This window comes from Roseiarcus sp. (assembly GCF_052145395.1).
GTDB lineage: Bacteria > Pseudomonadota > Alphaproteobacteria > Rhizobiales > Beijerinckiaceae > Roseiarcus.
In genome coordinates this window covers 1-3,200 of sequence record NZ_JBKQOT010000851.1, presented here as the reverse complement: position 1 = coordinate 3,200, position 3,200 = coordinate 1, and the positions used below count along the sequence as shown (strand labels likewise).

Annotated in this window: 3 protein-coding genes; all 3 read right to left on the bottom strand. The window is 67.0% G+C overall.

What is annotated here, in order from left to right; all coding sequences use genetic code 11:
* The coding region (locus ACLP25_RS29660; protein ID WP_442472680.1) for a Gfo/Idh/MocA family protein at positions 1-505 on the bottom strand (505 nt) is incomplete at its 3' end.
* 71 nt (positions 506-576) lie between these two features.
* Positions 577-1,476, bottom strand: a complete 900-nt coding sequence (gene iolE / locus ACLP25_RS29655) for a myo-inosose-2 dehydratase (RefSeq protein ID WP_442472679.1) — start codon at positions 1,474-1,476, stop codon at positions 577-579.
* Positions 1,477-1,480: 4 nt separating this feature from the next.
* Positions 1,481-3,200, bottom strand: a 1,720-nt coding sequence (iolD, locus tag ACLP25_RS29650) for a 3D-(3,5/4)-trihydroxycyclohexane-1,2-dione acylhydrolase (decyclizing) (RefSeq protein WP_442472678.1), incomplete at its 5' end; no start/stop codon positions are given.

Below are 3,200 nucleotides of genomic sequence, written 5' to 3'. Positions count from 1 at the left end.
AATTCGTAACCGACATCGCGCCGGTGAACCACTCCGGAGCGCGCGCGTTCCGGTGAACGTTGTGCAGCAGCACGGTCGCCCCCACGCCGCCCTCGTCCTTGATTCGCTTCATCGCCTGATAGCCGGGATCGAACCGGCGCATGTAGCCGACCTGGATCAGCCTTCTGTTCGAGGCGACTTCCGCCTCCACGACGCGCAGGGCGTCCGTCGCCGAGGACGCAAGCGGCTTTTCGCACAGCACCGGCTTGCCCGCGGCCAGGCACGCCAGCGTCAGTTCGGCGTGGGTGGCGTCCGGCGAGGCGATGATCACCGCCTCGATGCGGTCCGACCCGATCAGTGACTGGGGGGTCTGAAACACCGTAGCGCCGTCCGCGGCGACGCGAGCGCGCGCTGCGTCGGCGTCGAACACGCCTGCGAGATGCGCGCCAGGGATATCGCGACCGAGAAGGCGCGCATGTTCGGACCCCATCACGCCCGTTCCGATGACCCCCACGCCGACGCTCATTTCATTCTCCCGTTCCGTTCCCGGACCCTCAGTTTTCCGGGCGTGGCCGCTGGCCTCAACGCGCCTTCCAATCAGGAAACGACCTCGTAGCCGGCGAGCGCCATCACCCGCATGAGTTCCGCGTGGCCCTTCTTGGCCATGTCGAGCGGCGGGCTGATTTTCGGGTCCTGCTCGGCTTCGACCACGAACCAGCCTTCGTAGCCGTGAGAGGCGAGGCGCGAGACGATGGCCGCGAAGTCGAGGGAGCCGTCGCCCGGCACGGTGAAGGCGCCCTTGACGACCGCGTCGAGGAAGCTTTCGCGCGTCCGGTCGAGCCCGTCGATCACGCCACGGCGGACGTCCTTCGTATGGACGTGGCTGATGCGCTCGTGGTGCTTGTCGATGACGCGCAGCACGTCGCCGCCGGCGAAGGCCATGTGGCCGGCATCGAACAGGAGCGGTAGCGCCTCGCCCGAATTCGCCATCAGGAGGTCGAGCTCGGGCTCCGTCTCGATCGCCGCGGCCATGTGGTGATGGTAGGCGATCGGCATGCCTTGATCCGCGCACCATTCGGCAAAGGCGGTCATCTTGCGCCCGTAAGCCTTGATCTCGTCCTCCGACAGCTTCGCCTTCAACACAAGCGGCGCCGAGCGCACGCCCTGGATCGAGCGCGCGGTCTCGCCGTAGACAATACAGGGGGCCTTCGCGGCGATGAAGAAGTCCATCTGCGCGCGGATGCGGTCCTTCTCGCGCTCGATGTCGCCGTCGAGCAGCAGACCGGAGAACCAGCCGCCGCACACGGAAATCCGATAGCGGGCGAGGATGGGGCCGAGCTCGTCCATGTTCATCGGGAAGCGGCGGCCGGTCTCCATGCCGGTGAAGCCGGCGACGCTCGCCTGCCTGAGGCATTCCTCGAGGCTCACGTCGTCCGAAAGTTCGGCGAGATCGTCGTTCCACCACGCGATGGGGGCGATACCGAGTTTGGCTTTCATGGTGTCACACTCCCACGCGCTGCTTCGCGCGAATCTGTTCCTGCTCCTTGCGCGCCTTCTGGACCGATTCCCGCGACGAGACCTGCGGCACGCCGACATCCCAGTCCGCGTCGCCCGGCACCCAGGCGTAGGCGTCCGAGGCGATCGACAGAACGGTGGTGCGGTCGTTGGCCTTCGCCCATTCGAGGGCGGCTGCGAATTCGGCGAGGCTCTCGCAATGACGCGCGGCCGCGCCCATGGCCTCCGCGTGTTTGGCAAAATCGACGTGCAGCGGCGCGTCGGGGTTCAGCACCCGGCAATCGACAAGAAGGTTGTTGAAGCCCGGCACGCCCTTGGCCTGCTGCAGCCGGTTGATCACGGCGTACCCGCCGTTGTCGCAGACGATGAGGATCATCTTGTGACCGCTGAGGACGGACGAATAGATGTCCGAGTTCATCATCATGTAGGCGCCATCGCCGACCATGACGATCGGCGTCCCGCCAACGCCGCCCGGCTCCGCATTCGCCATCGCATGGCCCCAGCCCGCCGCAATCTCGTAGCCCATGCAGGAGAAGCCGAATTCGACATCAAAGGTGTTCGGCGCCTTGACGCGCCAGCTCTTGGTGATTTCTCCGGGAAGGCCGCCTGCCGCCGTGATGATGGTGTCCTTCTCGCCCGCCGCGTCGTTCACGGCGCGTATCACCTGCGCGTAGGTCGGGACGGGGGCGTTGGTCGGAGCCTGATGCCCGTCGAGCAGGGCGTCCCATTCCTTGAAGAGCGCCTTGGCGCGCGTCATGTGCGCCGGATCGACGCGCCAGGAGCCAAGTTCGGCATCGAGTTCGGTCACCGTTTCAAGCGCGTCGCCGACCACGGCGAGCGCGCGGTGCTTCACCGCGTCGAAGCGGGCGGCGTTGATGGAAATGAAGCGCGCGTCCTTGCTGAAAGCCGTCCATGAGCCGGTGGTGAAGTCTTGAAGCCGCGTGCCGACCGCAAGAATGACGTCGGCTTCGGCCGCGAGCGCGTTCGCCGAGGTCGAGCCGACGATGCCGATCGGCCCCGCGTGCGCCGGATGCTCGTGCGTGACCCCGCCCTTGCCAGCGATGGTCTCGACGATCGGGAGGCCGCGCTTGACGGCGAATGCCGCGACGACTTCTTCGGCGAGCGAGTAGCGGACGCCGCCGCCCGAGATCAGGAGCGGCCTTTTCGCCGTCTTCAGAAGCGCCACGGCCTCCGCGACCTTCCGGCGATCGGGGCGCAACCGCGGAATGGTCCAGGTCCGCTCCTCGAAGAACGCCTCCGGGTAGTCGAAAGCCACCTCCTGGATGTCCTGCAGCAGCCCAATGAAGGCTGGGCCGCAGTCGCCCGGATCGAGCATCGTGGCGACGGCTTGCGGCAGCGACGAAATGATCTGCGCCGGGTGGGTGATGCGGTCCCAGTAGCGCGTCACCGCCTTGAAGGCGTCGTTCACGGTGACGGTCGGGTCGCCGAATTGCTCGACCTGCTGAAGCACCGGGTCCGGCAAGCGGCTGGTAAAAGTATCGCCGGAGAGGAGGAGCACCGGCAGACGGTTCGCCAGCGCCGTCCCCGCCGCCGTCACCATGTTCGCCGCGCCGGGGCCGATCGAGGTCGTCGCGATCATGATCTGCCGGCGGCGCTTGGCCTTGGAGTAGGCGACGGCCGCAAGCGCCATTGACTGCTCGTTTTGCCCGCGCCACGTCGGCAGGCGATCCTGGACCGCCTCCAGC